Origin of the sequence: Pseudomonas sp. Q11, assembly GCF_024494355.1 — a bacterium.
GTDB classification, from domain to species: domain Bacteria; phylum Pseudomonadota; class Gammaproteobacteria; order Pseudomonadales; family Pseudomonadaceae; genus Aquipseudomonas; species Aquipseudomonas hefeiensis.
On record NZ_JAKNQY010000031.1, the window covers coordinates 37,788 to 63,355 of the forward strand.

Genomic DNA, 25,568 nt, shown 5'->3' on the forward strand with positions numbered 1-25,568 from the left:
GTTCAGACTCCTTCAATCAGCTGATGACCCAGCTCGCGAATCAGTTGGCGGCGATAGGCAGCGCTGGCGTGCACGTCGTCCTGTGCATCAAGCGACCAGGCGGTTTGATTGAGCGCGTCCGGCAACGCCGCACCGCGAGGCAGGCTGCGACGTTGCGGACGGTCGGCGACCCCGCCGATGCCAAGTTCGACCTGGTCCGCGCCAATGGCCGCGGCCAGGGAGACAATTGCAAAGTCGCCGTGGCGCATGGCGATTTCGCGGAAGCGATAAGTGATGCCTTCGCGCTTGAGCGGAAAACGCACCTCGACAACCAGTTCATCTGCACGCTTGTCGGTGGTGAGAATGCCTTGGAAGAAGTCGGCAGCCTTGACGATGCGCTTGCCTTTTTTCGACTCCAGAACGATCTCACCGCCCAGCGTCACCAGGCACAGCGGCAACTCGGCGCTGGGGTCGGCGTGAGCCACCGAACCGCAGACCGTGCCGCGATTACGCGTCTGGAAGTGGCCGATCCAGGGCATCGCCAGTGCCAGTAAAGGCACCTCGTCCATCAGGGTCGAACGCGCCAGCAGTTGCGCCTGTCGTACCCCGGCGCCTACGGCCAGGCAATCCTTGCGCAGTTCGATATAGGCCAGTTCAGCCACATGATTGATGTCGATCAGCAACTTGGGTTGAGCCAGGCGCATGTTCAGCACCGCCATCAGCGATTGGCCACCGGCGATGATGCGAGCCTCCTGGCCGTACTCGGCGAGCAGTTCAACCACCTGACGACGAGTGTCAGCCCGAACGTAATCGAAAGCAGCCGGTTTCATTGCGCACCTCCCTTGCCAAACAGCGCGCCAAGCGAGGCCCGCATCCGCGCCCACCAGCCGGTGGAGATGGCTTGGCCGCTGACCCGTTGTGACAGGCGAGTAAATATTTGTCCGATGATCACTTTCGAGGCCCCTTGCAGCATTCGGCCGCCGACTGCGGCGATTTTGCCGCTGACCGCCACCTGGTATTGGTATTCCAGACGCGTGTGGCCATTTTCCAGTTCGACGAAACGCACCTTGGCCTGCCCCTGGGCCGAACCCATCGAGCTGCTGCCGGAACCGGACAGACGCAATGAATGCGGAGGGTCCAGATCACTCAGGGCAACCTTGGCCTCGAAGCGCGCGCGGATCATGCCGACGCCGACGGTGACGTCTGCGCGATAACGGTTTTCACCTTCAAGCACGAGGTCGTGACAACCGGGAATGATCGCCGCCAGCGTTTGCGGGTCGAGCAAGGTATCGAAGACCTGTTGCGGCGAAGCAGGAATCACCACCGCGTCGTTGGCCCGCAGTGCCGGTCCAGCGGCAGGTGCCGCGTCCAGGTTTTCATCGGGCTCCATGCCCGCGGGCCTTGGCGGCTCGTCAATCCCGATAAGCGTGCGTACTTTTGATGGCGTCAGTGGCAGACGAATGTCCGAGCGACCAAGGGCGTCGGCCACCGCGTTGGCGATGCATACCGGCGTGCTCATATTGTTACCCTCGCCCACCCCCTTGGCGCCCAGTGGGGTGAATGGCGATGGCGTTTCCATGTGCAGGATCACCGGTTCGATCGCTTCCGGTGCGGTCGGCACCAGATAATCGGCGAATGTGCCAGAGAGGAAGCTGCCGTCCTCGCCATAGGCGAACTCTTCCATCAGTGCCGCGCCGAGGCCCTGGGTGAAGCCACCACGAATCTGGCCATCGACCAGCGCCGGGTTGAGCAGGCGGCCGGCGTCATGACAGGTGACGTAGCGATCGATGTGGATCTCACCAGTCATGCGGTCGATTTCCAAACCACAGATATCGAAGACAAAGCCGTAGCACAGCGAGCTATTGACCTGGTCCTGATCGTCCGGTGCCACCAATTGCGGCGGGCTCCAGAAGGCGGTTTCGCGCAGACCGCCGCTTTCACCTTCCGGCAGCAGGCCCGGCGACCAGTGGGTCGCACCGGCAATCCGATGGAATGGCGCCACCGCCCCGCCATTGACCACGAAAATCTTGCCGCCCGCGAAACGAATATCTTCAGGACGGGCCTGCAAATGCTCGGCGGCAATCGCAGCGAGGCGATCGCGGACTTTCAGCGCCGCCTTGTAGACTGCACCGGCCACAGCACCGGCAAAGCGGCTGGAATAGTTGCCCGAGGCAATCGACCAAGCGTCCTTCTGGGTATCCAGTTCGACGTTGACCACGATGGATTCCAGCGCAACCCCAAGCACTTCGGCGACGACCTGCGCCACGGTGGTTTGATGGCCCTGCCCTTGCGGTGCCGAGGACACGTGCACACTGACGTCACCCAAAGGGCCAACGTTGATGGTTGCGGTTGCGACAGCGCCGTTCTTCGGACCGGCCTTGCGCCGCTCTTCGGGTGTCATCGCGGTTGTGATGTATCCCATGTTGGAAATCGAGGGTTCAATGACGGCGGCATAACCAATGCCATAGATTCGGCCTTCGGCACGCGCCTGATCACGACGTTTGAGCAACTCGTCGAGACCGCCATCAGCCGCCGCCAAGGCAATGCCAGCCTGGTAATTGCCGGAGTCGAGCAACGCACCGGCAGCCGCGCGATAAGGGAAGGCATCGGCCGGCACCAGGTTGCGGTGGATCACGTCCAACGGATCAAGCTTCAACTGCACTGCGATGTGTTGCAGCAGCCGCTCCAGGGCGAAATACACCTGCGGTCCACCGAAACCACGGTTCAGGCCGGAAGGGGTTTTGTTGGTCAGCACCACCCGGTTACGCACTTGCAAATTGCGGATCGCGTAGGCTCCCGTCAGGTTGCCGTGCATGCGGTAAAAAGTCGCCGGTTCGGGCGCTCTCAGGTAGGCGCCACAATCGTCGATCTGGTCATAACGCAACGCGGTGATGCGGCCATCGGCTTCTACCGCCGCTTCAATTTCGGTCACCCGATTGGTGGCCGAAGAAGCTCCCTGAAGATGTTCCAGACGGTCCTCGACCCACTTCACCGGTGCACCGACCTTGCGTGACGCCAGGCCCATCATCACCACGTATGGGAAAACCCCTTGCTTGATGCCAAAGCTGCCGCCGGAATCTTTCGGTGTGCGTAAACGCAAGCGGTTACCGGGCACATTCAGTGCCCTGGCCATGACCGTGTGCAACGCATAAGGGCCCTGGAAATTGGCGAGCACGTCATAAATGCCGGTGGCGCGCTCGTACTGAGCCAGCACCACATAGCATTCGATGGGGGTGCAGGAACTGCGCGGAAACTTCACTTTGAGCGAGACCTTGTGCGGTGCCTGCTCGAAGGCCTGCTCCGGCTCGCCATAACGAAAGCGCCGTTCGTTGACCACGTTGCTGCCGACTGCTTCGTGCAGGATCGGCGCCTGTTCGGCAGTGGCCAGTTCGGGATCGATGATCGGGGGCAGCGGTTCGTATTCAATGCGCACACCTTCGATCGCGTCCTCGGCCAGATAGCGGCTCTCAGCGATCACCACGGCCACCGGCTCTCCGACATAACGCACCTTGTCCACGGCGACGCACCAGTGCTCCATCGGCTGCCGCACACCCACCGGGAACGGCAGCGCCCAGCGTTTGACATCTTCGCCGACCAGCACGCCGTGCACGCCTTTCATCAGCAGCGCACTGGAAAAATCCACCGAGGTGATTCGCGCATGAGCGTGGGGTGAACGGATGATCGCCGCATGTAACGTACCCGGAGGGATCGCAGCGTCATCGGCATAGCAGCCGAGGCCGCGCAACAATGCGGCATCCTCGACACGAGTCTGACGGGCGCCGATGTGGCCGGTCGGGCTTTCGGTAGCAGGCTGGAAACTAGTCATTTTTTCGCGGCTCTTGTTGTTGTGCAGCGCGATAGCGTTAGAGCCGAGTGTGTGAGAAAGGCGCAGGGAGCGCCTTGCCTGGGGAGAGGGAGTTCTGCGCTGGTGTCTGAAAATTTGCCTTGGCGTCTGATTTTCAGGTGTGGGACCAGACAGAATTGGCGGTCAGGGATGGGACGCGAGCTGGCTCAGGAAAGCTTCGATTTCTGTAGAGGGCATCGGTTTGGCAAAGTAATACCCCTGAAAAATATCGCAGCGGCTGCCCTTCAGAAAAGCCACCTGAGACGCAGTTTCCACGCCTTCTGCAACCACCGTCAGGCTGAGGTGATGGGCCATGGAAATAATGCCTTGGGTGATCGCTGCATCGTGATGGTCGGTGGCGATTTCCTGGATGAACGAGCGGTCAATCTTGATTTTGTCGATGGGCAAACGCTTGAGGTAGCTGAGGCTGGAAAAACCGGTGCCGAAATCATCGAGCGCAATTCGCACCCCCAAGGCCTTGACCCGGTGCAACGTATCGATCGCCTGTTCAACGTTATGCAGCAAGAGCGACTCGGTAATCTCCAGCTCCAACTGTCCGGCGCTAAGTCCGTGTTTGCTCAGCGCCGTCTGGATACACTCGACGAACTGGCCACGCTGGAAATGCATCGGCGAAATATTCACGGCCATCGAGATTCCTGTGACGCCCTGCTCGCCTAGCTGGCGCAGCTGCGCGCAGGCTGTATCGAGAACCCAAAGGCTCAGTGGGATGATCTGACCACTATCCTCCGCCACCGGCACAAACACCGCCGGTGAGATGAATCCTTTTTCCGGATGTTCCCAACGCAGCAACGCTTCGATCCCGACCACTCGCCCCGTGCGCGCGTCTATCTGCGGTTGATAGTGCAGCCTGAACGACTGAGTTTCGATAGCCTTTTGCAGGTCATTGCGCAGGCTCGCGTGCTCGCAAACGCGCTGATTAAGATCGCTGGTGTACCATTGGAAGTTGTTGCGGCCTTGCTGCTTGGCTTTGTACATGGCCATGTCAGCCTGCTGGATCAGCTGCATCGGCTGCTCGATGTGACCATCGCTCAGAGTGATACCGACACTTGCACTCACGTGCAGGTCCATGCCCTGGATGCAGTAGGGTTTGGCAATGCTGGCCATCAAGCGCTCGGCCACCGGTACAACGTCCTCATCACGAAGCAGGTCCGGCAGCAGCACGATAAATTCATCACCGCCCATGCGCACGATGGTATCACCAGGACGAACCTGCTGGGTCATACGCTGCGCCACCTCAATCAGCACCTGATCGCCGAAGTAGTGCCCGATCGAATCGTTGATGGATTTGAATCCGTCCAGATCAATGCACATCACCGCCAGACGACGCTTACGCCGACGACTGATGTGACAGTCCAGAATGAGCTGGTCTTCAAGCGAAACACGGTTAAGCAAACCAGTCAGCCGATCATGGCTGGCGTTAAAGCTCAATTGGCGCTCGAAATGCTTCTGCTCGCTGATGTCCCGGGCAATGCCAAATACCCCAACGATCTCTCCATTGACCATGATCGGCAGGTTAGAGATGTCCATGGTCAACAGTTTCTCTCCCTCATCGCGAACCCGTGCCTCGAAGCGTTGAGGCGCTCCGGCGCGGGCTGCGGAAAAATGCTGACTGACCCGTTGCAGGTCTTCTTCGAGCACCAGATGGGAAAAGTGATGGCCAATAAAATCGGTTGCGGTGTGCGGCTTTAGCTTAAGGCCTGCTGGATTCACACTCTGGATGTTGCCGGCCAGATCGAGGGCGAACACCGGGTTGGGGTTGTAAGTGAACAATGAACGAAAACGTTGTTCGCTTTCCTCCAGACGTTGGCCGTCACGCTCATGGCGGATCGCAATGACTGCCAGTTGGGCCGCGCGGCCCAGTCGTTGAATCTGCGCCTCATTCGGAAAGTGGGTCCGGTTCTGGTACAGGGCAAATGTACCCAACACGCTTCCTTGATGGGAGAGCAAAGGCACCGACCAGCAGGAACGCAGGTTATGCCCCAGCGCCAGGCTGCGAAAACGCTCCCAGTTTGGGTCCCGGGCGATGTCTTCGGTGACCACCAGCTCGCGCCGGAACGCTGCGGCGCCGCAGGTTCCTTCCTGTGGACCAATGGCCATTCCATGAATCGCCTCGCTGTACTCGGCCGGCAGGCTGGGCGCCGAGCCGTTCAGCAGGTGTTTACCCTCGGCATCAGTGAGCAGGATAGAGCAGAAGGTTTCGGGGGCCTGTGCGTCGTGCATCTGGCAGATGGCGCAGAGTATTTCGCCCAGATGATGATCGGTCGCGATCATACCGAGAATGTCACGTTGCGACTCGGGGAAGGTCTTGCTGTGAAAGCTGGGACGAGTATTCATGGTGATTCCTGAAGACTCTCGAGGTCGTCCGGTCTTCAGAGAGCCAGAAATAGTGGCGGCCGATCACTGTCCACTAGTGCGTCGGACGGGCACTCTATAGAGCACCGACTCACTAAAAAAAGCCTCAGATCCAACATAAAAAACAGTATCAGATTGCAGCCGTTTGGCTGATTTCGCTTTCTCGACTCACCGCAATTTCTCGGCCATACAGGGTTCTCCCGCGAGAAAACTACGCGCCTGAGTGGGAGCTAAAAGTCGGCCGCCACTGTGGCGGCCGACTTAATCTGCGCCCGCCGCCGGCCTCCCCCATCGCCCCGCCTCCTTAGCGCTACACTCACGTCATTGACGTACCACGCCACCGTTAGCAGGGAGCTCAACGTGCACCCAGGCAAAAGCAGACCCACGCCACCTATACAACACCAAGCAGACACTCCACCCATCGTCCCAAGCGCCGCAATCCTGCCTTGTCTTGGCAACTCACCGATCTGCCCGATCAAGAGCCTTGACGGGAGGACCGCGTGACCAACCTCATCAAAAAATATAAATGGCCCGCCTTATTGGCTGTCGCGCTTGCAGTGTTTTCGGCCTTGATATTCTTTTTAGTCAAGTCCTACACCTACGACTCCTCCACCTATTTCGAATCCCGGGATTTCATCCGGCAACTCAAACAATCGGACGCCAACTGGAACGTCAAAATCCTGCGAAAAAAGATCGGCATCAATAACAATTTGTCGCTGACCCCGCCACCGGAAGCGGCCAGTCGATGGGAGCAATTGGAACAGCTCAACAATAGCGGCCCGCTGGCGGCCCTTTGGGCGTCCAGGCGCCAGGGCTATGTGGATGCGGTGAAGAACAAAAGCCTGCTGGTGGAGCAGTTCCAGCAACACAACACCCGTCTACGCACCGCTCTGGATGCGTTGCCGCTTACCGAGGACGAGATCCAGGCACAGCTCAAAGAGACGGACGCCGAAAGTCCGATGGATCGCCTGGCGGTTGCTTCCAGTATCCTGGATCTGACATTGACAACGCTTGAATACGCACTTTATGTCACCTCGGACAAGGCCCAGGAAGTACAGAGCCAGTTGGATGCACTGGAGCAATACATCGATCGCTTGCCTGTCTCCCACCGGCCGTCTTTCACCGCCCTGACACAACATGTCGAAGCCATCATCCAGGAACAACCGATCGTCAATGACTTCCTCGATCGAATCAGCGTTATCCCGGTCGCCCAAGAGCTCGACAGTATTAACGAGCTGTTGAACGAAACCCAACGCAGGACAGCCGCGACAGATCGCCAATATCATATTTACTTGGCCGTGTGTGCCGGCCTCATGGCCGTTTTGATGATCTACCTTGCCGCGCGGTTGGTTCGCAGCTCCGCGCTCATCACTCAGATTAACCATGAACTGCAATCCTCCAACGACCGGTTGGAGGAACGGGTGGAGGATCGCACTCGCGAGTTGATACAGGCCGAACGCGAGCTGGTGGAGGCGGCGCGAATGGCCGGCATGGCCGAGATCGCCACCAACGTGTTGCATAACGTCGGGAACGTTCTCAACAGCGTGAATATTTCGGCGGACCTGGTAACCCGCAAACTGAAAAACAGCAAGACGCTCGGCCTCGGGAAGGCGGTGAAGATGATGAATGAGCATGCCGGGGACCTCGGCCAGTTCATCACGCTTGATGAAAAAGGCAAATTGCTGCCCCGTTATTTCAATGAACTGGTCGATTCCATCAGTGCCGAACAAGGGCTGCTCATTGAAGAGTTGGCACAACTGACCAAGAGCATTGATCACATCAAGGAAATCGTCACCACCCAACAGACCTATGCCGGAGCCGCAAGATTGATTGAGCCGCTCAACGTCAGTGACCTGTTCGAAGATGCATTACGTATGAACTCGGGCGCACTGAGCCGGCATCATGTCACGGTCATCAAGGATTTCCAGGACGCCCCCACGATCCTGGGAGACAAGCACAGGTTGCTGTTGATCCTGATCAATCTGATCAGCAACGCCAAATTTGCAATGTCGAATGTTTCCGGGCATCCGCGGGAAATGACGCTGGGGATACGGATCGTCGCTCAGAGCACGTTATGCCTCAGCGTCAAGGATCGAGGCGAAGGCATCGCGCCCGAGCATCAAGCCCGTATCTTCAATCATGGTTTTACAACCCGCAAGAACGGCCACGGATTTGGCTTGCACAGCTGTGCTTTGGCTGCGGTTGAAATGAATGGCCGTCTCCACGCCCAGAGCGATGGGCCTGGTCAGGGAGCCCTGTTCACCTTGGAGATCCCATTGGAACTGGCCAATACCTGAACCACTGCGGCGAGTTGGCTGCCTGCGCAGCATCCTTCTGGGTTACGCACAATGCAGCCAACCCTGCCCAGCGAACACGACCTTCTGGCGGCGCTATTTGGTGTTAACCGACCGCTCGCTTCGGTTCCTGCGCACCGGTAACGCCGCTGCGTAAGCCAGCGCTTCCTCACGGGAAGCAAAGGAGCCTAGCCGGTCCACCTGGGTGCAGACCCGCCATGGACCGCTGTTCACACTGAGTACGTCATAACCGTTGATGTGTACTTTCGTTAGCATCGCAGCACTCATAGTTACCTCCTGCCAGATAAACCTAAGGTACGCCCTTACCTTACACTCAGTTGGCACCCGGGCATCAACCGGGCGTCGCAATTTCCAAGGAGCGGCATACCCCTCACGGTGGGCTCGAACCCCATAGTCTGTTCCACAACCCAGGCAGTTGCACCGGCTCGGTGCCGTCTTTGACAGTGCGAGCCAGCGTTGCTCGCTCAAGCGCCTGACGGTCGTCATAAAATGGCTTGGTGTCGGTCTTCACCCCGGTAGCCTGGGCAGCGTCGATCAGAATCTGCAGGTACTCCCGGGCGTGTCGTGCGGTGTAGCGATTGAGGTCATGAAAGGTCACCACCACTGGGATGACCCCGTCAACGGCAGGTATCTGCCCGACGGCGATACGTTCGCGCACTTCGCTGAGCTGACGCATGAGGTTGATTCGCCGTCTCGGACTGGCCGTGATACCCCAGACTTTGCCGTCGTTGGCGCTCAGATCGGTGAGCAACATGTGCAGGCCATGGCGCCGGTAGGCCGCGAAGGTGCGGGTGTCGAAGCTCCAGAACGGCGGCCTCACCAGGCTGGGAGCTGCTCCCGTGATGGCCGCAATGTCGGCGCGCCCCTTGAGCAGCGACTGCTCCAGTTCATCAGGGCTGAGGAACCGGTGGTTGCTGTGCCCGGAGGTCGCGGTATGAAAGCCCAGCACATGCCCTTCCTGCTGTTCACGACGCATCACCGAACGCCCGATATCGCTGCCACCGGCCCGCGACGCTCGAGTCTGCACGAAAAATATCGCCTTGATCCCCGGCTGCACCGGATTCTGCGCCAGGGCATCGAGCACGCCCATACTCGGGTTCCAGAAAGATGATGCGCTGGGGCCGTCATCGAACGTCAGCAGAAAGCGGATCGGCGGTTGCGTACGAAGGCGTTGTTCGGTCTGCGCAGTCAGTTCGATGGGCGCGCCAATGCACCCCAGCAAACCGCTGGCAAGGGCTACGAGAGACAGCACCCTGGCGATAATTTTCATTGTGTGCCTTTTATGGTGATCGCACTGACTCGCCTACGATCCATGGCCCTTGGTGCCCAAGCCCAGCTTGGAGAAGGTTAACCGGGTTTGGTTCCCGGCCGCGAGCCTCGCCGCTGCCCCTCCCAGGATTTTTTGACCGTCTGGAGATCCGATGGAATTTTCCGCACGCCTCTGCATCCATCCGTATAGAACTAATTAGGGAGGATTTATGGGCGGGCCATCGCTTTACATCATCGAATACATGCTCCATGGCGAGCCCAAGTCATTCATCATTCGTGCCGAAGTGATGAACAACTCCGAAGCCTGGCATTGGGCCAGTTGCGACGCGGGTGTCGGGCGCATCCCTAAATTCGGGAGGGAAAAGGTCAAGCGGGTTTCAAAACCACTGGCAGAAAAATACGGGATTACCGATGTGCGCTGGCGAGCCAGCGTCGCGCCGGCCTGGATAAAGGAGTCGGGCTGAGCCAGCCCCTCTTCGGCGCACCGGCCGTCCGGCCGGGCGCCGTTTTCCTCGTCAGACCCGAAATAACTCAACTACGCTTAATTATCGGTACAACCCGCTTCTGGCGGGCTTTGTGCTGCCTCATCCACTCTGAATGGAGGTGTGACATGTCTGAAAAAGAGTCCATCACCACTGTGCTCACTTTGCTGGAATCGCGTCAGGCGCGATTGGCGGCAGCCTGCAAGGAAATCGCTGACTGGGTCGACCACCAGGGCGGGCACCCTACCGCCGTGCGGATCCGGGACCGCCTTAATGACATCGAAAAAGACGCCCCCTCTATCCAGAGTGCGTTGACGTCCCTCAAGCCCGCCGAGCGGCCATTGCCCAAGTTCCGCTAACGCACTGCGCTGCACAGGTTCTTCCCAAAGCTCTACCGGTTGGAAAACCGATGGAACGCCAGCGTTCTTTGCGCCTCGATATTGATATGTATCGGAGTGAAGCCGCCAAAAGGAGAACCACCATGAACGCCAGAATCCTGCTGCTGATTGCCTGTGCCAGCCCTGCCGCCGCCATGGCGCAAGGCTGTGATGTCATTACGCGGTCCCAGAGCCAAGCGATACCGAAGGTCGAAACCCATAGTTGTTACGAATACAGAGGCGTGCCAGCCGAGGCGATTGGCTGGTCGTGCAGCAACGAAAGCAAAGGTGCACTGAGCACTGAAAAGAACCAGGTCGAACGTTGCGCCCAAGACTATGTAGCGACATGCCAGGCCCGGCTGACTCAGGAAGCGCTGGCCAATCCGCACTCAACCAGCAAGGACCGTAGCGGCGAGTCAGCCAACATCCCTGACGATGCGCAAGTCACCCGGTACTACTACAACACCGAGCAATTGGCGCAAGCACAGAAAGATTGCGAAACCACCGGTGGACGCTGGAAAAACCAGTGAATGAAAGGCCCTGTCCTAGCCTTTGCTGTGCTCTGGCGACGACGGGCCCTCCTTCACACCGCGAGGGCCGGCCACGCCCCAGATGACCAGGCCTACCACAGGCAAGATGATCAACAGCAGCGCCCAGCCTGCCTTGGTCCCGACCGTCTTGTCACTGCGAAAGACACTGATGATCGCCCACAAATCCACAAGCAGCAAAAGCACCACAACGCCGATCCAGAAATAACTGACTAATTCAGACATGGCCCAATCCTCTTAAGGTCTATGGTTTAGGCACACCCCCTGACGGTCCGTTCAAAGAATCTGCCATCGCTTCCCCACGCCCGACCTGTCGTCTATCCCCGCTCATTCAGATAGGCGACCCACCGTTCGTAAGCGTCGTGCTGGCGCTGGACGGCCTGCTCCCAAATCACCCCGCTCGTTTGATGTGCGTCGATGAGCGCCATCATTTCTGACGTGGTCGCGTCCAGTTCCACAAGCAGCTCGTGGGATTTGATTTTGAAGTCTTCAACCGTGGTCATGTCTTCTCACTTCCCCTCTACCCGAGGTTGGCTATCCACCCAACATGGATACGTTTTTTCCAAGCTGATTCAGTCGAGGCGATGATCGGTTTAATGCCCAGTCCTGACAGATAGCGAGTGCGGGCTTGAAATGAAGTTCAGTCTTTCGCCGATTACTGCGGTCGTACAGAGAGGCCCCCGATAAATCTGGAGTGGACAGTCCGTATGACATCGGGCTCAAATATTGCAGTTATATTTCATATTAATGACAGTCACTGATTGAGCAAGGCCATGAAAATTCGAGCGACCGTCATCTGTGAGGAAGATCGCCACATCTTGCTCGTGCGCAAGCCAAACAGCCGATGGGCACTGCCTGGAGGCACAGTGGAGCGCGGCGAAACCCATGCCGGGGCGGCGCTACGCGAGTTGGCAGAAGAAACCGGGCTGGACGCGCATAACCTGCTTTATCTGATGCGCATCAGCGACGGCGAAACCGAACACCACGTATTCGAAGCCTCGGTCACCGACTCAAAGACGGCCAGGCCACAGAATGAAATCAGCGACTGCCTCTGGCATCCGCTGGACGCTATCGCGCAACTGCAAATGAAAAAGGGAACCCGGGAAATTCTCGAGGCATTTCGGCGCAGGCTGTGAGCACAGCTTGGATAAGGGGGGTTTCACGGAGCAGAAACAAACAAGGGTTTGCATTAGCTTTCGCTCGCAAACCCTTGATTTTAGATGGTGCCCGAAGCCGGAATCGAACCGGCACGCCCTTACGAGCGGGGGATTTTAAGTCCCATGCGTCTACCAGTTTCGCCATTCGGGCGGTAGCGCGGTCAACCTTATGGACATCAGCGTGGAGCAGATGTGCCAGTCAAGGCTGGTGCAGCAAGAGGGGGAATATATACATCCCTTCCCGGCGAAGCAAGGTCGCCTCTGTCCTTTTCAAGACAAAAAGCTGTCGCTGCTTCGAAAATAAAAAAGCTCCGTAAATCATGGATCTACGGAGCTGTTTTAAAGTGGAGGCCGAAGTCGGAATCGAACCGGCGTAGGTGGATTTGCAATCCACTGCATAACCATTTTGCTATTCGGCCTCAAGACGTTTGATGCAAGAACGCTACATCAACCGCGTACAAACCTGATCAGGAAACAAGATGCTTACGAAGCTCTATCTCCTTGAAAACATTGAGATTTTTTACGTCCCAGCGCGTTCGATGGGCGCAATTATGTACTCATTTGCCTAGGCTGACAACCCCTTGATTTCAAAAAAAATTCGTCCAACGGCCAGCTTCCGCCAGACAGTCACATTGCTGTACGAAGGCTTCTGGGGGCTGCTTCGCCCCCCAGCGGGAGCAAGCTCCCTCGCCACGGAACTTCAGGGATCCTGGAGACAGTCGCAGCCCTGCCCCATTTATGGGTAACATACCGGCCGTCCCCGCAGCCACCTGCGCCCTGCCAAATAAGCCCATTTCATGCCCTTCGAACTCAGCGTTGACCTTACCACCCTCGCTATCCTGATTGTCGTCGCCTTCATTGCCGGTTTCATCGATGCCATTGCCGGCGGAGGTGGCTTGTTGACCACCCCGGCTCTGCTGACCGCCGGGTTACCGCCTCATTTGGTCCTGGGCACCAACAAGCTCAGCTCGACCTTCGGCTCGGCCACGGCCAGTTTCACGTTCTACAAGCGCAAGCTGTTCCATCCAAGGCAGTGGACCCATGCCCTCGTCGGCACGCTGGTCGGTGCCTTGGCCGGCGCAATCGTTGCCCATTACCTGCCTGCCGAGTGGCTGAACAAAATGCTGCCGGTGATCGTCTTCGCCTGTGGCCTGTACCTGTTGTTCGGTGGCACGCCCAAGGCGCCGCTGGACAGTGATGCGCCGATCAGCAAGACCTGGCAAGCGCCCCAGGGTTTCAGCCTGGGCTTCTACGACGGCGTGGCCGGCCCTGGCACGGGTGCGTTCTGGACCGTCAGCAGCCTGCTGCTCTACCCGATCGATCTGGTCAAGGCCAGCGGTGTGGCGCGCAGCATGAATTTCGTCAGCAACATCGCGGCCCTGTCGGTGTTTATTTTTTCGGGGCAAGTGGATTGGATCATCGGCCTGAGCATGGGGCTGTCGGTGATGGTAGGGGCATTCTTCGGCGCGCGCACCGCCATCAGCGGCGGCGCGAAATTCATCCGCCCGGTATTCATCACCGTGGTGCTGGGCTTGACCGTGCGTCTAGCCTGGCAGCACTGGTTCAGCGTGGCCTAAGCGCCGCGCCACATAGAGGTCGATCAGGTAGCGGGCGATGGAACGCGAGGCCGGCAGCGGCGGCAGGTCGTGTACGTTGAACCACTGGGCATCTTCGATTTCATCTTCCTGCCTGACGATATCGCCACCGGCGTATTCGGCGTGGAAGCCCAGCATCATCGAATGGGGAAACGGCCAGCACTGACTGCCGACATACTGAATGTTCTTCACCTCGATGCTGACTTCTTCACGCACTTCGCGAATCAGGCAATCTTCGGCCGACTCACCTGGCTCGGCGAACCCGGCCAGCGTGCTGTAGACACCGGTGACGAAGCGAGGCGAACGGGCCAGCAGCACTTCATCGCCACGGGTGATCAGCACGATCATGCTCGGCGAAATCCGCGGGTAATGCCGCAAGTCACAGGCATCGCAATACATGGCCCGCTCCCGCGCAATCTGGCTCATGCGCTTGCCACAGCTGCCGCAGAAGCGATACTCCCGAGCCCAGGTGCCGATCTGCGCGGCATAGCCCAGGACCTTGTACAGCGTGTGGTCATCCTCGAGCATGAAGGCCCGCAGGCCCTTCCAGTTGCAGCCAGGGATGTCTTGAGAGCTGTGCAGTTCCAGCAGATAGACCGGCTCGCCATCCAGGTGGCCAATGCCATGCTCGGCGAGGATTGACAGGTCCTGGCGCTTGAGCCAGTCGCGGGGAAACAGCGCGCCGTTGTCATCGAACAGAAAGCCTTCCGGGCTGCGGGCCACGGCCCAGCCCCCGGGGAGATCGGTATCGAGTACTGCGGTGGTCCAGCGTGAAATCATGATCAGTCAATCCAGAAATTCAGGTTTCTGTTTGCTCATATGGGCGGCCATGGCCACACGCAGGTCGGTCGATTGCAGCATGGCGGCGTTCCAGGTGGCGACGTATTCCAGCCCGTCGTCGATGCGGTGGTCGCGCATGTAGCTGATCATTTCCTTGGTACCGGTCACGGCGATCGGCGACTTGGCGGCGATTTCCCGAGCGATGCCCATGACACCGTCAAGCAGGCTGGCGCTATCACTGTAGACACGATTGACCAGGCCGATGCTGCGCGCTTCGTCGGCACCGAAGGTGCGCCCCGTATAAGCGAGTTCACGCAGCATGCCGTCCCCGATGATCCGGGGCAAGCGTTGCAATGTGCCAACATCGGCCGCCATGCCGATATCGATTTCCTTGATGGAGAATTGCGCGTCCTCGGCGGCATAACGCATGTCGCAGGCGGAAATCAGGTCGATGGCGCCGCCCAGGCAATAACCCTGGACCGCCGCAAGTACCGGTTTGCGGCAGTTGTCCACGGCGTTGAACGAGGCTTGCAGTTGCAGGATCTTGCGTCGCAACAGGCGTGCGTTGCGGCCCACGTCCTTGCCCAGTTCATCAGCCACGGCGGCCAGCATCATCAGGTCGATGCCCGAGGAGAAGTGCTTGCCGGCCCCGCTCAGTACCACCACCCGCGCTTCATCGGTGTCGTCGATCCATTGGAAGATTTCGACGATCTCGCTCCAGAAAGCGGCATTCATTGCATTGATCTTGTCCGGTCGATTGATCTGCACATGGGCGATATTGTCTGCAAGTTCGACGGTGAACGCTTGGTATTGCGACATGGCAGTGATCCTTTACCGGCTGAAAAAAGAAGCCTGAACTATAACAAGCCAACGCACCGGGTCGTAGACAGTGCATCGGCCAAAAGCGGGACCTGGCGACCGGTCAGGTAAAGATGTCTCTGTGGCGAGGGGATTTATCCCCGTTGGGGCGCGAAGCGGCCCCTGCATCCCAACAGAGGTATTTGGGGTCTGCTGCGCAGCCCAGCGGGGATAAATCCCCTCGCCACAGGGATCACCTTCAATCACGGATTATTCACTCGCCTGCATCTGCCCATCCCAACCGCCACCCAACGCGGCGATCAGTTGCACACTCGCGATCAACCGGCTCTGTTGCAAGGTCAGCACACTGCGTTCGTTACTCAACGCGGTGGCCTGGACAGTGACGACATCCAGATAGGCAATCAGCCCTGCCCTGTACTGGTTCTGGGTCAGGCGCAGGGATTCGCGGGCGGCATCCAGGGCCTCCTGGCGTACGCGGGCTTCGTCTTCCAGAACTTTGAGCTGGATCATGTAGTTTTCCACTTCGCGGAAACCGTCGAGTACAGTCTGGCGATAGGTGGCGACGGTCTGGTCGTAGGCCGCGACGGTGCGGTCGACTTCCGCCGAACGCTGGCCGCCATCGAACAGCGTCATCGCCAGTTGCGGTCCCACCGACCAGAAGCGGTTCGGCACACTCACCCAGTTATCGTAGGTACTGCTGCTGTAACCGCCGCTCAAGCTCAGGGTCAGGTCCGGGTAATAGGCGGCCTTGACCACGCCGATGTTGGCGTTGGCCGCCATCACGGAGCGCTCTGCCGAGGCGATGTCCGGCCGGCGTTCAAGCAGTTGCGATGGCAGCGCCACGGGGATTTGCGGAAGGGTCGGGATGTCCTGGGTTTCTGCCAGGTTGAACTCGGCCGGCGGCAGGCCGATCAGCACCGCGATGGCGTTTTCAAACTGGGCCCGTTGCCAGATCAGGTCGATCAATTCGGCCTGGGTGGTCTTGAGCTGAGTCTGGGCCTGAGCCACCGCATCCCTGCCGGATACGCCGGCGCGGTATTGGTTTTCGGTCATCTTCAGCGAACGCTGATAGTTGTCAACGGTGGTCTGCAACAGGCGTTTTTGCTCATCGATCACCCGCAATTGGAGGTAGTTTTGCACCAGCTCCGATTGCTGGCTCAGGCGCATGGCGGCCAGATCGGCGAAGCTGGCTTCGGCGCTGGCCTCATTGGCTTGCAGGGTGCGACGCAACTTGCCCCAGACGTCCGCCTCCCAGCTGACACCGGCCTGGGCGCTGTAGGTGTCACGGATACCACTGGCCGAACTGCTCAGGCTCGAGTTGCTGCTGCCGGTGCCCTGGCTGGAGCGGTTCTTGCCGACGGTCAGGTCCACGGTGGGGAAAAACGCGCCTCGTGCGCTGCGAGCCAAGGCCTGGGCCTGACGGTACTGGGCTTCGGCCTGGGCCACGGTCTGGTTGGACGTATTGAGTTGCTCCACCAGGCCATTGAGCCGGGCATCACCGTACAACTCCCACCAGGCCCCCCGGGCCAGGGCGTCGCTGGGATTGGCCTGGCGCCAGCCCTCAGTCTCCTTGTACTGCACGGGCGCCGCAGCCGCTGGGCGCTGGTAATCCGGGCCGATGGCGCAGGCGCTGAGCATCGCCACGCACAGCGTCAGGCTCAGCAGCCGCGAGCCATGGGCGGTCGCCAGCGGTGCGACAAGATTGAAAAGCGAACGGTCGGTCATAGCGGAGTTTCCAGGGCAGCATCAGTGCGCACGCCGCGCCAGCGGTTGAAGCGATGGCGCAGTTTGTCGAGATAAAGGTAAACCACCGGAGTGGTGTAGAGGGTCAGGATCTGGCTGAACACCAGCCCACCGATGATGGTCAGGCCCAGCGGCTGGCGCATTTCCGAGCCTTCGGCGCTACCGAGCAACAGTGGCAAGGCTCCCAGGATCGCCGCCAGCGTGGTCATCAGGATCGGCCGCAAGCGCAGCAGGCAAGCGTTGCGGATCGACTCTTGTGGCGTCTGCCCGCCGCGCTCCAGTTGCAGCGCCAGGTCGATCATCAGGATCGCGTTTTTCTTCACTACGCCAATCAGCAGGAACAGCCCCAACAACGAGATCAGGCTGAACTCGCTGCCCAGCACGTAAATCGACAGCAGCGCGCCGACGCCGGCCGACGGCAATGTAGACAGGATGGTCAGCGGATGAATGTAGCTCTCATACAGCACACCCAGCACCAGGTACACCGCCAGCAATGCTCCCAGGATCATGAATGGCTGGCTTTTCTGGGTGGCCGCGAACGCATCGGCGGTGCCGGCCATTTTTGCAATGATGTCTTCGGGCATCCCGAGCCTGGCGATCGCCCGCTCGATGGCGGCCGTGCCCTGCTCCACCGTCACGCCCTCGGCCATGTCGAACGATATATCCTCGGAGGCGAACTGACCTTCGTGGCTGACTCGATCATCCTCCAGGCTGCTCTCATAATGCGCGATGGTCGACAGGGGCACCCGCGCGCCGTCAGCGGTAATGACCTGGACCTGCTCGAGGGTACTTGGGTCCTGGGCGTACTTGGGATTGACCTCCATCACCACCTGATACTGGTTGAGGCTGTCATAGATGGTGGATATCTGCCGCTGGCTGTAGGCGTTGTTCAACACCGAGGTGACCATGTCCATGTCGATGCCCAGGCGCTTGGCCTGGTCGCGGTCCACCACCAGCGTGATCTGCTGGGCGCCGCCGCCGTCGCGAGCATCAATGGCGGTCAGTTCCGGCAAGGCCCTGAAGGCCGCCGCGACTTTGGGGTACCACTGGCGTAGCGACGCCAGGTCACCGCTCTGCAGGATGTAGGAATACTGCGAAGTGGTCTGCTCACGGCCGCCACCAAACTGCAGGTCCTGGTCGGCCATCAGCATCAAGCGACCACCCGGCACCAGGGGCATTTCCTTGCGCAGGCGCTCGATGACTTTCTGCGCGGAGATCCCGCGCTCCTTGATCGGCTTGAGGCGCACCAGCATGAAGGCATTGTTGGTGCCGTTGTTGCCGCCGATGAACCCCGCCACGCTTTCTACTGCTTCGTCCTTGAGCACGGCGCGACGAAATATCTCCATCTTCGGCTGCATGACATTGAACGACAGGCCATCGTCGCCGCGCACGAAACCGATCAACTGGCCGGTGTCCTGCTGAGGCATGAAGGTTTTCGGCACCACCACGTAGAGTGCGATGTTCACCCCGATGGTCACCAGCAGGCTCAGCAAGGTCAGGCGCCGGTGACGCAGCACCCAGTCCAGGCTGCGCGCGTAACCACGCACCATCCGTTCGTTGAGGCGCCGGCTCCAGCACTGCAGGCGGTTCTCCTGCCCCGGCACGTGGGGCTTGAGCCAGCGAGCGCAGAGCATCGGCGTGAGCGTCAGCGACACCACCAGCGAGACCACGATGGCCGCCGCCAGGGTGATGGAAAACTCGCGAAACAGGCTCTCGATAATCCCGCCCATGAACAGGATCGAGAGAAACACCGCCACCAGCGAGACGTTCATCGACAACAGCGTAAAGCCCACCTCATCGGCGCCCAGGTAGGCTGCCTTCATCGGCGGCACGCCTTCGTCGATGTGCCGGGAAATGTTCTCCAGCACCACGATGGCGTCGTCCACCACCAGGCCGGTGGCGAGGATCAACGCCATCAACGACAGGTTGTTCAGGGAGAAGCCGTAGAGGTACATCACCGCAAACGTGCCCACCAGGGACACCGGCACCGCCAGGGTCGGGATCAGTGAGGCGCGGAAGTTACCCAGGAACAGGAACACCACCAGCACCACCAGGGCCACGGCGATCAGCAGGGTCATTTCCGCCTCGTGCAGCGTGGCCTTGATCACCGGTGAGCGGTCCATGGCCAGGTTCAGCTTGACGCTGGCCGGCAGCACGGCCTGCAACGCCGGCAGCTGGTTCTTGATCTCATTGACCGTCTCGATGATGTTGGCGCCAGCCTGGCGGTTGATCACCAGCAGCACGGCAGCGTCATCGTTGAAGAAACCGCTGTTGTAGCGGTCTTCGACGCCGTCGGTGACTTTTGCTACGTCCTTGAGCCGCAGTACCGAGCCGTCCTGGTAACGGATGATCAGCGTTTCGTAATCCTTGGCCTTCTCCAACTGATCGTTGGCCTGGATTTGCCACATGCGCTGTGCGTCCTCGACCGAACCCTTGGGCCGGCGCACGTTGCTGTCGGCAATGGCGCTGCGCACGTCATCCAGGGCCACGCCGTACTGGTTGAGCAGTTGCGGCTCCAGTTCGATACGCACCGCCGGCAAGGAACTGCCACCAATCTGCACCTCGCCCACGCCCGACACCTGGGACAGACTCTGGGACAGGATGGTTGAAGCCAGGTCATAGAGCTGACCCTTCTCCAGCACATCCGAGGTCAGCGACAGCACCATGATCGGCGCCTGGGACGGGTTGACCTTCTTGTACGTGGGCATGCTGCGCATGCCGCTGGGCAACAGGTTGCGCGAGGCATTGATGGCCGCCTGTACTTCCCGCGCCGCGCCGTTGATGTCGCGGTCCAGGTCAAATTGCAGGATCACCCGGGTAGAGCCCTGGCTGGACCGGCTGCTCATGGTGTTGACCCCGGCGATAGCGCCGAAGGAACGCTCAAGCGGCGTCGCTACCGTCGAGGCCATCACCTCGGGGCTGGCCCCCGGCAAGTTGGCCTGGACCACGATCACCGGAAAATCCATCTGTGGCAGCGGCGCAACCGGCAGCAGGCCAAAGCTCACGCCACCGAGCAGCATGATTGCAAAGCTCAGCAGCATCGTCGCTACGGGGCGGCGGATGAACGGGCCGGAGAGGTTCATGGGTGACAGCTCCAGGCTTCAAACTTCAAGCTGCAAGAGAAAAGCAAGTCGTGCACAGGCTTTAGCTTGTCGCTTGCTGCTGGAAGCTTGCCGCTAGATTCCGTCATACCCGCACCTCTTTCCCATCAGGCTTGGCAAAGCGGCGTCCCAGGCGGTCGAAATACAGGTAGATCACCGGCGTCGTGAAGAGCGTCAGCACCTGGCTCACCAACAACCCACCCACCATCACCAGCCCCAAAGGCTGGCGCAGTTCGGCGCCGGAGCCGGTGGCGAGCATCAGTGGCACCGCCCCGAACAGGGCCGCCAGCGTGGTCATCAGGATCGGCCTGAAACGCAGCAGCGCGGCCTGGTAGATGGCCGTTTGCGGGTCCATGCCCTGATTGCGTTCGGCGTCGAGGGCGAAGTCGATCATCATGATCGCGTTTTTCTTGACGATGCCAATCAGCAAGATGATGCCGATGATCGCGATCATGCCCAAGTCATTGCCGCTGATGATCAGCGCCAGCAAGGCGCCGATGGCCGCCGAGGGCAACGTGGAGAGAATCGTGATCGGGTGGATGTAGCTCTCGTACAAAACACCGAGGACGATGTACATGGTCACCACCGCCGCCAGGATCAGCAGCAAGGTGCTCGACAGCGAGGCCTGGAACGCCTGGGCCGCCCCCTGGAACTCGGTCTGCACCCCCACCGGCATGCCAATGTCCTGCTGGACCTTTTCGATCACGTCCACCGCATGCCCGAGGGCCACGCCCGGCGCCAGGTTGAACGACATCATCACCGCCGGAAATTGACCGAGGTGGGCAATCGCCAGTTGGGCCTGACGCTCCTCGACCCGGGCCAGGCTCGACAGCCGCACCTGGCCACCGTCGGTGGTCTTGACGTGAATCTGATCCAGCGCCCGCGGCCCGATACGCTCCCCGGCCTGGGCCTGCAACACCACCCGATACTGGCTGGCCTGGGTGTAGATGGTGGAAATCTGCCGCTGGCCGAAGGCGTCATACAGTGCATCGGTGATGTCCGACACCGATACGCCCAGGCGCGACGCGGCGTCGCGGTCGATCACCAGGTAGACCTGCAGTCCTTTGTCCTGCAAATCGCTGGCGACGTCGGTCAGCTCCGGCTGCTGGGCCAACGCTTCGACGAGACGTTCGCTCCAGAGGCTGAGCAACTCGGCATCCGGCGAGGACAGGCTGAACTGATACTGGGTACGGCTGACCCGGTCTTCGATGGTCAGGTCCTGCACCGGTTGCATGAACAAGCGGATGCCCACCAGCCGATCCAGTTGCGGCTGCAAGCGGGCAATGATTTCGGTGGCGCTGTCATCCCGTTCGCTGTGGGGCTTGAGATTGATCAACAAGCGACCACTGTTGAGCGTGGCGTTGTCACCGTCTACGCCGATGTAGGAAGACAGGCTCTGCACCGCCGGATCGGCCAGGATCACCTTGGCCAGTTGCTGTTGGCGCTCGCTCATGGCGGCAAAGGAAATCGACTGTGGCGCTTGGGAAATGCCCTGGATCACCCCGGTGTCCTGCACCGGGAAAAACCCCTTGGGCACGGCCAGGTACAACACCACTGTCAGCACCAGGCTGCCCACGGCGACCAGCAGGGTCAGCGGCTGATGCTTGAGCACCCACTGCAACTTGCGACCGTAGGCGGCGATCATCCAGTCGATCCAGGCGCCGCTGGCACGGTAGAAACGCCCCTGCTCTTGCTCCTTGGGCTCGCGCTTGAGCAACCGGGCACACATCATCGGCGTCAGGGTCAGCGACACCACCAGGGAGATCAGGATCGCCACCGCCAGGGTGATGGCGAACTCGCGGAACAAGCGTCCGACCACGTCGGCCATGAACAGCAACGGGATCAGCACCGCGATCAGCGACAACGTCAGGGAAACCAGCGTGAAGCCAATCTGTTTCGCGCCCTTTAGCGCAGCCTGCATAGGGCTGTCGCCCTTCTCGATATAGCGGGCGATGTTCTCCAGCATGACGATGGCATCGTCCACCACGAAACCAGTGGCAATGGTCAGGGCCATCAGCGTCAGGTTGTTGATGGAAAAACCGGCCAGGTACATCACGCCGAACGTCCCGATCAGCGACAACGGCACAGCCACCGACGGAATGATCGTGGCGCTGACCCGACGCAGGAACAGGAACGTCACCATGACCACCAGGACGATGGCGATCAGCAGTTCATGCTGGACGTCGGTGACCGAGGCGCGGATGGTCTGGGTGCGGTCGGTCAGCACCGTAACGTCCAGGCCGGCCGGCAGGTTGTCGGTAATGCTCGGCAACAAGGCTTTGATCCGGTCGACCACCTCGATGACGTTGGCCCCCGGCTGGCGCTGGATATTCAGCAACACGGCCTGGTTTTCGTTGGCCCAGGCGGCAAGGCGTTCATTCTCGGCGCCATCGACGATCTGCGCGACATCCTTGAGTCGCAATGGCGCGCCGTTGGCGTAGGCGAGGATCAGTTCGGCGTAGTCCTTGGGCGAGGTCAACTGATCGTTGGCATCGAGCATCGAGACCCGGGTCGGTCCGTCGAAGTTGCCCTTGGGCTGGTTGACGTTGGAGGCGCCGATCAGGGTGCGCACATCCGCCAGGTTCAGCCCCGCGGCTGCCAGGGCCTCGGGGTTGACCTTGATCCGCACGGCCTGGCGCTGGCCACCAGCAATCGAAACCATGCCGACCCCGCTGATCTGGGCGATTTTCTGCGCCATGCGGGTGTCCACCAGATCATTGAGCTTGGGCAGCAGCATGGTCTTGGAGGTGATCGCCAGGGTCAGCACCGGGGTATCGGCCGGGTTGACCTTGTTGTACACCGGCGGAGCCGGCAAATCGCTGGGCAGCAGGTTGGTGGCGGCGTTGATCGCCGCCTGCACCTGCTGCTCGGCGACATCCATGTTGATGTCGAGGCTAAAGCGCAGGGTGATCACCGACGCGCCGCCGGAACTGGTGGACGCCATCTGCGTCAGGCCCGGCATCTGCCCGAATTGCCGTTCCAGCGGCGCGGTCACGGCACTGGTCATCACGTCGGGACTGGCGCCCGGGTACAGGGTCATCACGCGGATGGTCGGGTAATCGACCTGGGGCAATGCCGACACCGGCAGCAACCGATAGGCGATCAGGCCGGCCAGCACGATGGCCAGCATGCTCAGGGTGGTGGCTACCGGACGAAGGATGAACAGCCGCGAGAGGTTCATGCGCCGCCCTTTTTCGCCTTGTCGGCCACGGCCGCTTCAGCCGGTGCGGCCGCCGTTTTGCCCTGCAGGTGTTCGGTCGGTGTGGTGGGCACGTCCTGGCTGTCGTTGACCACGTCCACCTCGCTGCCTTCCTTCAGGCGATCGGTGCCTTCAAGCACCACCCGATCCCCCGCCGCCAAGCCTTCGGTAACTACGGTAGTTTCGCCATCGCTGGCGCCGATCTTCAGCTTTCTGATGGTGACTTTCTTATCGCCATCCAGGGCGTAGACGAACGTGCCATTGGTGCCGAACTGAATGGCAGGCGTCGGCGCCAGGACTACATTTTTGAGGGTGTCGGCCAACAAATGCACATTGACGAACTGGTTGGGGAACAGCGACTGGTCGCGGTTATCGTAGCGAGCCTTGAACTTCAGGGTGCCGGTGGTGATGTCGATCTGGTTGTCCAGGCTTTGCAGCACACCGCTGGCCTGCAGCTTCAGGTCACTACGGTCCCAGGCTTCCACCGGCAGCTTCGCCCCACTGCGGTAGCGGGCAAGCACGGTATCAAGGTTGTTTTCCGGCAGCGTAAAGACGACGCTGATGGGTTGCGTCTGGGTGATGACCGCCAACGCCGTAGTGTCGTTGGCGGCCACCAGGTTGCCAACGTCCAGTTGCCGCAATCCGACCCGGCCGGAGATCGGCGCACGGATCCTGGTGAATTCCAGGTTGAGCTTGGCGTCGTTGACCGCCGCCTGATTGGTCTTGACCGTGCCCTGGTACTGGCCCACCAAGGCGGCGGCGGTATCGAGGGTCTGCTTGGCGATGCTGTCCTCGGCATACAGGCCGCGATAACGCTCAAGGTCCACCTGGGCATTTTTCAGTTGGGCCTGGTTCTGCAGCAACGTGCCTTCGGCCTGGAGCAAGGCGTTCTGGTATGGACGCGGATCGATTTCGGCCAGCAGGTCTCCAGCCTTGACCATCTGCCCCTCTTCAAAGGCAATCTTGACCAGTTCACCGCCCACCCGGCTACGCACGTTGATGGTATTGAGGGCCGTGACGGTGCCCAGCGCCTTGTAATAAAGCGGAAAATCACCAGTGACTGCCGGCGCAACCCGAACCGGCACAGGCCCCGTCGCGCCGCCAAACCCTGGCCGCATGCCGCCCGACCGCCCCGTCTGTCCAGCAGGAGCTTCTTGCCCTGCTCCGGGCTTTTGGTCCGTGCCAGCGGGCCAGAACTTCCAGGCTAGCGCCGCGACGATCAATACGATGACCAGGCCAAATAGCCAGCGACGGGATTTGCGGGAATCAGAGGATTGCATGAAATGATCAACCATTGGGCGCGTGGGCTTCTTCTACGGGAGGCTGAAAGATAAGCACTGGCGGGTATTTAGCAAAGCGCCTTTACCGGCAATTTACGTTGGGCTTACGTATCCCGGGACGGGCTAAGGCATTGAAGCAAAAACGAAAACGGCCTGGACAGGGCCAGGCCGCTAACAATTATAAGAAATACTTTATTTCAGGACGGCAAGCGCAGCGTCGTAGTTCGGCTCTTCAGCGATTTCCTTGACCAGCTCGCTGTGCAACACGGTGTCGTTTTCGTCCAGCACCACCACGGCACGGGCCGTCAGGCCGGCCAAAGGACCGTCGGCGATGGCGACGCCGTAGTTCTCGATGAACTCTCCACCACGCAAGGTGGACAGGTTCTGGACGTTTTCCAGGCCTTCGGCGCCGCAGAAACGCGCCTGGGCGAACGGCAGGTCAGCCGAGATGCACAGCACCACGGTGTTGTTCAGCTCGTTGGCCTGGGCGTTGAACTTGCGCACGGAGGTGGCGCAGGTCGGGGTGTCCACGCTTGGGAAAATGTTCAGCACTTTGCGCTTGCCGGCGAAATCCTTCAGGGAAACGTCGGACAGATTGCCGGCCACCAGGGAAAAGGCTGGCGCCTTGGAACCGGCTTGTGGCAACTGGCCGTTGACTTGAACCGGGTTGCCTTTGAGGGTGACTTGAGCCATGAACGGATTCCTTC

20 protein-coding genes and 2 tRNA genes are annotated in these 25,568 nt (G+C 60.1%); 6 read left to right on the plus strand and 16 right to left on the minus strand.

From position 1 onward, the window contains the following. Positions 1-2: 2 nt before the first annotated feature. From MA884_RS24510 to MA884_RS24520, 3 genes are all read right to left on the minus strand, one after another. Positions 3-809: a xanthine dehydrogenase family protein subunit M gene (locus MA884_RS24510; protein WP_256232934.1), complete on the minus strand. Its 807-nt coding sequence runs from the start codon at positions 807-809 to the stop codon at positions 3-5. After that, positions 806-3,805: a molybdopterin cofactor-binding domain-containing protein gene (locus MA884_RS24515; protein WP_256232935.1), complete on the minus strand. Its 3,000-nt coding sequence runs from the start codon at positions 3,803-3,805 to the stop codon at positions 806-808. Before MA884_RS24515 ends, MA884_RS24510 begins: the two co-directional genes overlap by 4 nt. A 162-nt stretch (positions 3,806-3,967) precedes the next feature. After that, positions 3,968-6,178, minus strand: a complete 2,211-nt coding sequence (locus MA884_RS24520; RefSeq protein WP_256232936.1) for a bifunctional diguanylate cyclase/phosphodiesterase — start codon at positions 6,176-6,178, stop codon at positions 3,968-3,970. A 518-nt stretch (positions 6,179-6,696) separates the two neighbouring features. Between MA884_RS24520 and MA884_RS24525 the strand changes: the two genes are divergently transcribed. Beyond that, positions 6,697-8,493, plus strand: a complete 1,797-nt coding sequence (locus MA884_RS24525; RefSeq protein WP_256232937.1) for a DAHL domain-containing protein — start codon at positions 6,697-6,699, stop codon at positions 8,491-8,493. 93 nt (positions 8,494-8,586) lie between these two features. Here the strand turns inward: MA884_RS24525 and MA884_RS24530 are convergent, their stop codons facing one another. After that, a complete protein-coding gene (locus tag MA884_RS24530) occupies positions 8,587-8,778 on the minus strand; it encodes a DUF2188 domain-containing protein (RefSeq protein WP_256232938.1) in 192 nt (63 codons plus the stop codon). A gap of 103 nt (positions 8,779-8,881) precedes the next feature. Then, entirely contained in the window at positions 8,882-9,781 is a 900-nt protein-coding gene (locus tag MA884_RS24535; protein ID WP_256232939.1) for a polysaccharide deacetylase family protein, read from the minus strand. Positions 9,782-9,989: 208 nt separating this feature from the next. Here MA884_RS24535 and MA884_RS24540 point away from each other — a divergent pair, with 208 nt between their 5' ends. The 3 genes from MA884_RS24540 to MA884_RS24550 all read left to right on the plus strand — a co-directional run bounded on the left by MA884_RS24540 (position 9,990) and on the right by MA884_RS24550 (position 11,169). After that, the gene (locus MA884_RS24540; RefSeq protein WP_256232940.1) at positions 9,990-10,244 is read left to right on the plus strand and encodes a DUF6555 family protein; all 255 of its coding nucleotides are present in this window, start codon (positions 9,990-9,992) and stop codon (positions 10,242-10,244) included. Positions 10,245-10,390: 146 nt separating this feature from the next. Then, positions 10,391-10,621, plus strand: coding sequence for a hypothetical protein (locus tag MA884_RS24545; protein WP_047226593.1), 231 nt, complete (start codon positions 10,391-10,393; stop codon positions 10,619-10,621). 122 nt (positions 10,622-10,743) lie between these two features. Continuing rightward, positions 10,744-11,169, plus strand: coding sequence for a hypothetical protein (locus MA884_RS24550; RefSeq protein WP_256232941.1), 426 nt, complete (start codon positions 10,744-10,746; stop codon positions 11,167-11,169). A gap of 15 nt (positions 11,170-11,184) precedes the next feature. Here the strand turns inward: MA884_RS24550 and MA884_RS24555 are convergent, their stop codons facing one another. Both MA884_RS24555 and MA884_RS24560 read right to left on the minus strand, forming a co-directional pair. Beyond that, positions 11,185-11,412 carry a PLD nuclease N-terminal domain-containing protein gene (locus MA884_RS24555; RefSeq protein ID WP_256232942.1) on the minus strand — a complete coding sequence of 76 codons (228 nt, stop codon included), beginning with the start codon at positions 11,410-11,412 and terminating at the stop codon, positions 11,185-11,187. 92 nt (positions 11,413-11,504) lie between these two features. Then, the gene (locus MA884_RS24560) at positions 11,505-11,690 is read right to left on the minus strand and encodes a hypothetical protein (protein ID WP_214912223.1); all 186 of its coding nucleotides are present in this window, start codon (positions 11,688-11,690) and stop codon (positions 11,505-11,507) included. Positions 11,691-11,960: 270 nt separating this feature from the next. Between MA884_RS24560 and MA884_RS24565 the strand changes: the two genes are divergently transcribed. Further along, positions 11,961-12,323 carry an NUDIX hydrolase gene (locus tag MA884_RS24565; RefSeq protein WP_256232961.1) on the plus strand — a complete coding sequence of 121 codons (363 nt, stop codon included), beginning with the start codon at positions 11,961-11,963 and terminating at the stop codon, positions 12,321-12,323. Positions 12,324-12,408: 85 nt separating this feature from the next. On the opposite strand, the gene MA884_RS24570 is transcribed toward MA884_RS24565, so the two are convergent. Beyond that, positions 12,409-12,495 (minus strand) — tRNA-Leu (locus MA884_RS24570). A 194-nt stretch (positions 12,496-12,689) separates the two neighbouring features. Continuing rightward, positions 12,690-12,763, minus strand: a tRNA-Cys gene (locus tag MA884_RS24575). 378 nt (positions 12,764-13,141) lie between these two features. Here MA884_RS24575 and MA884_RS24580 point away from each other — a divergent pair. Next, positions 13,142-13,921: a TSUP family transporter gene (locus MA884_RS24580; RefSeq protein WP_256232943.1), complete on the plus strand. Its 780-nt coding sequence runs from the start codon at positions 13,142-13,144 to the stop codon at positions 13,919-13,921. On the opposite strand, the gene nudC is transcribed toward MA884_RS24580, so the two are convergent. The 7 genes from nudC to tpx form a co-directional block, all read right to left on the minus strand. After that, entirely contained in the window at positions 13,889-14,719 is an 831-nt protein-coding gene (gene nudC, locus MA884_RS24585; RefSeq protein ID WP_256232944.1) for an NAD(+) diphosphatase, read from the minus strand. The genes MA884_RS24580 and nudC overlap by 33 nt on opposite strands. Positions 14,720-14,725: 6 nt before the next feature. Beyond that, entirely contained in the window at positions 14,726-15,538 is an 813-nt protein-coding gene (locus MA884_RS24590; protein ID WP_256232945.1) for a crotonase/enoyl-CoA hydratase family protein, read from the minus strand. A 249-nt stretch (positions 15,539-15,787) separates the two neighbouring features. Beyond that, entirely contained in the window at positions 15,788-17,263 is a 1,476-nt protein-coding gene (locus tag MA884_RS24595) for an efflux transporter outer membrane subunit (protein WP_256232946.1), read from the minus strand. Next, on the minus strand, positions 17,260-20,364 hold the full coding sequence (locus MA884_RS24600) for an efflux RND transporter permease subunit (RefSeq protein WP_256232947.1): 3,105 nt from the start codon (positions 20,362-20,364) through the stop codon (positions 17,260-17,262). The genes MA884_RS24595 and MA884_RS24600 overlap by 4 nt, the downstream gene beginning before the upstream one ends. A gap of 103 nt (positions 20,365-20,467) precedes the next feature. Next, the gene (locus MA884_RS24605) at positions 20,468-23,563 is read right to left on the minus strand and encodes an MdtB/MuxB family multidrug efflux RND transporter permease subunit (protein ID WP_256232948.1); all 3,096 of its coding nucleotides are present in this window, start codon (positions 23,561-23,563) and stop codon (positions 20,468-20,470) included. Continuing rightward, complete coding sequence (locus MA884_RS24610) at positions 23,560-24,876, minus strand: MdtA/MuxA family multidrug efflux RND transporter periplasmic adaptor subunit (protein ID WP_256232949.1); 1,317 nt, start codon at positions 24,874-24,876, stop codon at positions 23,560-23,562. Before MA884_RS24610 ends, MA884_RS24605 begins: the two co-directional genes overlap by 4 nt. Before the next feature lie 177 nt (positions 24,877-25,053). Then, the gene (gene tpx / locus MA884_RS24615) at positions 25,054-25,554 is read right to left on the minus strand and encodes a thiol peroxidase (protein WP_256232950.1); all 501 of its coding nucleotides are present in this window, start codon (positions 25,552-25,554) and stop codon (positions 25,054-25,056) included. Positions 25,555-25,568: the final 14 nt, after the last annotated feature.

Excerpts from the sequence above, each read along its gene's own strand:
- MA884_RS24510 (WP_256232934.1), bottom strand. The coding sequence starts at position 809 with ATGAAACCGGCTGCTTTCGATTACGTTCGGGCTGACACTCGTCGTCAG.
- MA884_RS24515 (WP_256232935.1), bottom strand. The coding sequence starts at position 3,805 with ATGACTAGTTTCCAGCCTGCTACCGAAAGCCCGACCGGCCACATCGGC.
- MA884_RS24520 (WP_256232936.1), bottom strand. The coding sequence starts at position 6,178 with ATGAATACTCGTCCCAGCTTTCACAGCAAGACCTTCCCCGAGTCGCAA.
- MA884_RS24530 (WP_256232938.1), bottom strand. The coding sequence starts at position 8,778 with ATGAGTGCTGCGATGCTAACGAAAGTACACATCAACGGTTATGACGTA.
- MA884_RS24535 (WP_256232939.1), bottom strand. The coding sequence starts at position 9,781 with ATGAAAATTATCGCCAGGGTGCTGTCTCTCGTAGCCCTTGCCAGCGGT.
- MA884_RS24540 (WP_256232940.1), top strand. The coding sequence starts at position 9,990 with ATGGGCGGGCCATCGCTTTACATCATCGAATACATGCTCCATGGCGAG.
- MA884_RS24545 (WP_047226593.1), top strand. The coding sequence starts at position 10,391 with ATGTCTGAAAAAGAGTCCATCACCACTGTGCTCACTTTGCTGGAATCG.
- MA884_RS24550 (WP_256232941.1), top strand. The coding sequence starts at position 10,744 with ATGAACGCCAGAATCCTGCTGCTGATTGCCTGTGCCAGCCCTGCCGCC.
- MA884_RS24555 (WP_256232942.1), bottom strand. The coding sequence starts at position 11,412 with ATGTCTGAATTAGTCAGTTATTTCTGGATCGGCGTTGTGGTGCTTTTG.
- MA884_RS24560 (WP_214912223.1), bottom strand. The coding sequence starts at position 11,690 with ATGACCACGGTTGAAGACTTCAAAATCAAATCCCACGAGCTGCTTGTG.
- MA884_RS24565 (WP_256232961.1), top strand. The coding sequence starts at position 11,961 with ATGAAAATTCGAGCGACCGTCATCTGTGAGGAAGATCGCCACATCTTG.
- MA884_RS24580 (WP_256232943.1), top strand. The coding sequence starts at position 13,142 with ATGCCCTTCGAACTCAGCGTTGACCTTACCACCCTCGCTATCCTGATT.
- nudC (WP_256232944.1), bottom strand. The coding sequence starts at position 14,719 with ATGATTTCACGCTGGACCACCGCAGTACTCGATACCGATCTCCCCGGG.
- MA884_RS24590 (WP_256232945.1), bottom strand. The coding sequence starts at position 15,538 with ATGTCGCAATACCAAGCGTTCACCGTCGAACTTGCAGACAATATCGCC.
- MA884_RS24595 (WP_256232946.1), bottom strand. The coding sequence starts at position 17,263 with ATGACCGACCGTTCGCTTTTCAATCTTGTCGCACCGCTGGCGACCGCC.
- MA884_RS24600 (WP_256232947.1), bottom strand. The coding sequence starts at position 20,364 with ATGAACCTCTCCGGCCCGTTCATCCGCCGCCCCGTAGCGACGATGCTG.
- MA884_RS24605 (WP_256232948.1), bottom strand. The coding sequence starts at position 23,563 with ATGAACCTCTCGCGGCTGTTCATCCTTCGTCCGGTAGCCACCACCCTG.
- MA884_RS24610 (WP_256232949.1), bottom strand. The coding sequence starts at position 24,876 with ATGGTTGATCATTTCATGCAATCCTCTGATTCCCGCAAATCCCGTCGC.
- tpx (WP_256232950.1), bottom strand. The coding sequence starts at position 25,554 with ATGGCTCAAGTCACCCTCAAAGGCAACCCGGTTCAAGTCAACGGCCAG.